The organism is Parasutterella excrementihominis YIT 11859, from assembly GCF_000205025.1.
In the GTDB taxonomy this organism is placed as follows: domain Bacteria; phylum Pseudomonadota; class Gammaproteobacteria; order Burkholderiales; family Burkholderiaceae_F; genus Parasutterella; species Parasutterella excrementihominis.
In genome coordinates this window covers 1-5153 of the sequence record NZ_GL883726.1, presented here as the reverse complement: position 1 = coordinate 5153, position 5153 = coordinate 1, and the positions used below count along the sequence as shown (strand labels likewise).

Annotated in this window: 6 protein-coding genes; 1 reads left to right on the top strand and 5 read right to left on the bottom strand. The window is 48.5% G+C overall.

Features of this window, described 5'->3' with window-relative positions:
* Positions 1-207: 207 nt before the first annotated feature.
* The 3 genes from HMPREF9439_RS07870 to rpe are packed head-to-tail and all read right to left on the bottom strand — an operon-like array spanning position 208 to position 2295.
* Positions 208-897, bottom strand: a complete 690-nt coding sequence (locus HMPREF9439_RS07870; protein WP_008864453.1) for a uracil-DNA glycosylase — start codon at positions 895-897, stop codon at positions 208-210.
* Positions 890-1597, bottom strand: coding sequence for an HAD-IA family hydrolase (locus tag HMPREF9439_RS07865; RefSeq protein WP_008810125.1), 708 nt, complete (start codon positions 1595-1597; stop codon positions 890-892). The genes HMPREF9439_RS07870 and HMPREF9439_RS07865 overlap by 8 nt, the downstream gene beginning before the upstream one ends.
* Positions 1598-1599: 2 nt before the next feature.
* Complete coding sequence (rpe, locus tag HMPREF9439_RS07860) at positions 1600-2295, bottom strand: ribulose-phosphate 3-epimerase (RefSeq protein ID WP_008810126.1); 696 nt, start codon at positions 2293-2295, stop codon at positions 1600-1602.
* A gap of 102 nt (positions 2296-2397) precedes the next feature.
* Between rpe and mltA the strand changes: the two genes are divergently transcribed.
* Entirely contained in the window at positions 2398-3588 is a 1191-nt protein-coding gene (gene mltA / locus HMPREF9439_RS07855; RefSeq protein ID WP_008810127.1) for a murein transglycosylase A, read from the top strand.
* Positions 3589-3644: 56 nt separating this feature from the next.
* On the opposite strand, the gene HMPREF9439_RS07850 is transcribed toward mltA, so the two are convergent.
* Both HMPREF9439_RS07850 and HMPREF9439_RS07845 read right to left on the bottom strand, forming a co-directional pair.
* Positions 3645-4130 carry a DsbC family protein gene (locus tag HMPREF9439_RS07850; RefSeq protein WP_008810128.1) on the bottom strand — a complete coding sequence of 162 codons (486 nt, stop codon included), beginning with the start codon at positions 4128-4130 and terminating at the stop codon, positions 3645-3647.
* A gap of 68 nt (positions 4131-4198) precedes the next feature.
* Complete coding sequence (locus HMPREF9439_RS07845) at positions 4199-5011, bottom strand: DsbC family protein (RefSeq protein WP_008864452.1); 813 nt, start codon at positions 5009-5011, stop codon at positions 4199-4201.
* Positions 5012-5153: the final 142 nt, after the last annotated feature.

The window sequence follows — 5153 nt, the reverse complement described above, 5'->3', positions numbered from 1 at the left end:
GCTCTTATCGGTCGTCGATAAATTTTTAAAGAACTCAATCAGTTACTGCGTTGTCATCAGTAACGAGGTGCGAATTATGAAGAGGTTTTTTAGGCTTGTCAAACCTTCCTCTCGAAAAAATTTTATAATTTCAGAGTAAAAATATAGCTTTCCTTTTAAAATCAAAAGATTACTGAAATTTAACGAATTGTAATTTAGGGGTTTCTTCTAGTTATGTTTCGTCCAATTAATTGGAGAAATTCCCTTTTGAGTCAGCCATTCATTTGCTTTTCTGAAATGATCATTCCCGATGAAAGGAATCGGGCCTCTCATTGCCGACAGCGGCGACGGGTGGTTGCTCTCTAAGATCAAACAATCTTTATTGAATTTTCGAATGAGCTTCTTCTTTTCCTGAGCCGATTTTCCCCAAAGCATAAAAACGACTGGTCTTCCCTCCGAGGCTACTTTCGCAATAATTTCATCGGTCAGCTCTTCCCAGCCTTTCTTACTATGGCTGTTGGCCGTTCCTTCTACAACTGTAAGAACCGTGTTGAGAAGGAGAACGCCTTGTTTGGCCCAGCCTTCCAACTCTCCTGTTCTGAATTCGGCTTCCGGATACTCCCTTTTAATTTCTTTAAAGATATTTCTCAGGCTCGGAGGCGGCGGTACATCCTTGTTCACGGAAAACGCCAATCCGTTTGCCTGATTGAATCCGTGATAAGGATCCTGTCCGAGAATGACGACTTTTACTTCTCCTGCTGAAAGAAGTTCTAAAGCCCGGTACGGTTTCGGCGGAAAAATTTTCAACCCTTCGGCTTTCTGTTTCGCCAAAAGCTGCTCAATCTTCTTTCCCGCCTCCGAATGCTCGAAATCAGAAAGAACCGGTTTCCAATCCTCTTTGATACTGCTTTCAAGCATGAGCTCCCTCCTTCGCTGGAAGGAGGGCCTGTAAATCCGAAAGATGGTCAATCATTGCTGCCGCTTCGTCACGTTTTGCAATTTCATCCAGCGGCACACCTTCACTCCAGCCCGTTCTCACGAGTATCGATTGGGCACCCGCCTGTTTCGCCGCTGAAGAATCGTTTCCTGAATCACCTACCATCAGAACTTCTTCCGGTGCCACGCCGAGTTTCTCACAGGCATAAACAAGCGGATCGGGATACGGTTTGGGTCTAGCCGCACTGTCGCCGCCCACAACTAAATCCACAAGTTCGAGCAGCCCTTTGCCGGCCAGCGTATCCAGTGTCATTTGATAGGGCTTGTTCGTTACGATTGCTGTCTTTAGCCCCAAATTTTTGACATACTTGATGGTCTCTATCGTATCGGGATACAGCACGCCCTTTGAGTAGCGTCCCGCCTCCACATGTCTTGCCATACTTTTGACGGCTAAGTTGAACATTTCCTCAGGAAACGGCTCGTCCATGGAATCGGTCATCGCACGCCGAACTAAAACAAACATTCCTTTCCCGATGTATTTGCCAACCTTCTCTTCCGAGAGCGGAGGCTTGTCAAAGTCGGAACGCATTTGGTTCACGAGTTCGGTGAGCCCCGGAAGCGTGTTAACAAGGGTGCCGTCCAGATCAAACAGTACCGCTTTCAAATTCTCAAAACGTTTCATCTTTACAGGGACGCCAGCTCGGAGCGCATGTCGTCAATAACAGCTTTGTAGTCGGCCTCGTTGAAAATTGCACTTCCTGCAACAAATGTGTCCGCACCGGCTGCTGCAATTTCTCGGATATTCGATTTCTTTACGCCGCCGTCTACTTCTAGAAGGACCTTGCGTCCGGAAACCTCTGCGTAACTATCAAGAAGAGAGCGGCACTCCTGCAGCTTTCCGATCGTCGTCGGAATAAAGGACTGTCCGCCGAATCCGGGGTTGACGCTCATGAGCAGAACCATATCGATGTTGTCGAGCTCGTAATGCAGATACTCCAGCGAAGTCGCCGGATTTAAGGCCAAACCTGCCTTGCAGCCGCAGTCACGAATCAGCCTCAGCGTCCGATCAACATGACGGCTCGCTTCCGGATGGAATGTAATAATGTTGGCACCTGCTTTCGCAAACAACGGAACGATTTCGTCCACAGCCTCAACCATGAGGTGGACATCAATCGGTGCCTCGGTATAAGGACGAATCGCTTTACATACCATCGGACCGACCGTCAGGTTCGGCACGTAGTGATTGTCCATTACATCAAAATGAATCCAGTCTGCCCCGGCTGCAATCACATCTTGAACCTCTTTTCCGAGATTCGCGAAATCAGCCGAAAGGATAGACGGCGCAATTCTGTATTTTGTCTTTGTCATTGTGACCTCCATCTTTCAATTTTAAAGACTTGGGCCTCGTCCTTGAATGGCAAGACGTCTAAAAATGACCGATTTGATTTTGTCCTAGAATCAGGCGTTCGCAGGAGAGAATTTATGACCAAACGCAGCATCGCTTCCCTTGTTTCGGCTTTAATTTGCTTAGCATTGCTTAACGGCTGTTCCAGCAATAAACAAAAGCCTCAGGAGATTACGGAGCCCACGGAAGAAAGCGTCCGTTTTGAAATCTCTGCCTTCTCCGACACCCCTTCTTCAGAGCAAGAGGATTGGGCAGCTGCGTTATCTGCATTCAAGATTTCCTGCCGCTCGATTTACCGAAAAACAGCCTGGGCTGAAGCTTGCTCGAAAGCATCCGGTACAGACGCTCAGAATGCGGAAGCGTTCTTCAAAAATAATTTCACTCCGTGGAAAATCGAAAAACGCACGATCGGTACGCAAACCGGAACCGTTTATTCCGTTTCTGATACCGGCCTCATGACCGGCTACTATGAACCTCTGCTTACTGTCTCGAAACATCGAACAGAGCGGCACACCACCCCGATCCTCTCTACGCCTGACGACTTAATCATTGTTGACTTAGCGGAAGCCTATCCGAAACTCAAAGGCATGCGCTTAAGAGGAAAAATTCAAGGGAGAAAACTCGTCCCTTACGACACTCGAGCAAAAATCGTCGCTCGTAAAGACCTCGACAAGTACTCCATCGCCTGGAGCGACGATCCTGTCGCCGTCTTCTTCCTTCAAATTCAGGGGTCCGGAAGACTACGGACTGAAGAAGGCGAACTGATTCGAGTCGGCTACGACGATCAAAACGGCCGTCCGTACAAGGCCGTGGGATCTTGGCTTGTCGATCAGGGCTATCTGAAGCACCATGAATTGTCCATGCAGAACATAAGAGCCTGGGCACAGAACAACCCGGATAAGGTGGACACCCTGCTCAACCAAAACCAAAGCTTCGTTTTCTTTAAAGAAAAGAAAGGCGGAGATCCGAACGAGGGACCGATCGGCGCCCAAGGCCTTCCCCTGACGCCTAAAGCTTCGGTTGCAGTAGACAGAAGATACATTTCGCTGGGAACACCGGTACTGGTTTCGGTTTCTCAAACCAATCCGAACCTTAATTTCACAAAGCCGGTAGTCGCGCAGGACACGGGCGGCGCCATCAAAGGTCCGATCCGCTTTGACTTCTTCTGGGGATTCGGAGATGAAGCGGGCAAAAACGCAGGCAGACAAAAAAGCCAAGCTCGCGCCTGGCTCCTTTTACCGAACGGTATCACCCCGGAAAGCTTGTAATACCGCTCAAGCCTAATCAAGCGAAACGGCCGGATCCGGCCGTTTGTGTTTCTTACTTAAAGCTCTTTAGGCTCCTTACCTTCGTCTTCCTTTCCGCCTTCCTGCTCAATCTTGGAGATGAGCTCCATGGCAGTCATAAACCCGTAAGGACCTTCGCCGTCTGCCAAATAAATTGCCGGAACGGTTTCAATACCCAGCTTTTCCAAGAGCTCCATATTGTCTTCAACAGTATTTTTTGCTTCTTCAGTCACTTTTACCTTCGGGCGGTTCTCATTCATGACCCAGTCAGTCCAAGCCGCAGCCGGATCTTTTTCCGACAGAATCTCTGCGGCAAGTTTTTCTGAATCTTCACCGAGAACCGGAGCCAAGTAGACAAAGATCTCCAAATCGTTCAGTTTGTCCGTGTTCTCTTCAAAGAAGCGCTTGCACCACGGACAGTTCGGGTCGGCAAAAACAGCAATGTGATACTTCTTGACTGCGCCAAGCTTAATCGTGAAAGCCTTTTTCTCAGACCAATTAGTCAACGGAAATTTTTTGGTCACCGGAATCTCTCCTCAATATTGATATTTGAAATATACGAGTCTCAAAGGAGAGACCGGGAAAAACCAACTCATTCCGAGAGTTTATCTTTAGCAAGCATGTTTTCCAGGTATTCAATGCTCACGGCGCCCGGGGCTCTTTGGCCGCTCGGAACAAAGACGGTCGGAGTACCCGTCACGCCGAGCTTGCTGCCTAAGGCGATATTGCGTTCGATCGCAGAGACATCGCAATTAGCACTCTTTGCCGGCGCCTGAACGCCGTCGAGCATGCGTGCTCTCCAGGCAGCGCCCTTATCTTTGGCACACCAAATATTCTGACTTTCGGCCAGAGAGGAAGGACGAATCACCGGATAGAGGAATGTGTAAATCGTGACATCCTTCATTTCTTTCAAACTTGCCTCAAGTTTGCGGCAGAAAGAGCAGTTCGGATCGGAGAAAACAGCAATCTGACGAGCGCCCGTGCCGTTCACGATTTTGATGGCATCCGCAAGCGGAAGCTTGGTGAAATCAATGCGGCTGAGTCGATCTTTCGTTTCTGCCGTCAGATTTCTCTGTGTTTTTGTTTCAAACAGCTGGCCAACAATGATGTGATCGGCGGTAGCGTCCGAATACATAATTTCATTCTGCGCTACCACTTCATACACACCTTTAACAGGCGTAACCGAAACCGACTCGACCGGAATACCGAGCTTCCCTTGGAGTGTTTTTTTCAATGTGTCACAAATTTGTTTTTCATCCTGAACGATGGCTGCGGGTGCATTCGGGACCGACTTATCCGCCGCTGCAGCGGCCGGTGCTGTTGGCGTATTCACAGTTGTTTGAGAAAAGGCCGTAAACGGCACTAAGGCTAAGAGGGCCGCACAGAGATGCTTTTTGTAATTCATTCAAGACTCCGGTGTTTGAAACAGGAAGACAGTATTTTATTGCCTTCGCAGATCGGCACATTATTGCAGTATTAGGAGCTTTTGGGAGGTCATTCATATTTCTCCGTAGATCTGATATTTTGCGTTTTTCAGTGATCTAGCC

What these genes read in the sequence shown, in the direction of transcription:
- HMPREF9439_RS07845 (WP_008864452.1), bottom strand. Translation starts at nt 5,011, where the DNA reads ATGAATTACAAAAAGCATCTCTGTGCGGCCCTCTTAGCCTTAGTGCCG.
- mltA (WP_008810127.1), top strand. Translation starts at nt 2,398, where the DNA reads ATGACCAAACGCAGCATCGCTTCCCTTGTTTCGGCTTTAATTTGCTTA.
- HMPREF9439_RS07870 (WP_008864453.1), bottom strand. Translation starts at nt 897, where the DNA reads ATGCTTGAAAGCAGTATCAAAGAGGATTGGAAACCGGTTCTTTCTGAT.
- HMPREF9439_RS07865 (WP_008810125.1), bottom strand. Translation starts at nt 1,597, where the DNA reads ATGAAACGTTTTGAGAATTTGAAAGCGGTACTGTTTGATCTGGACGGC.
- rpe (WP_008810126.1), bottom strand. Translation starts at nt 2,295, where the DNA reads ATGGAGGTCACAATGACAAAGACAAAATACAGAATTGCGCCGTCTATC.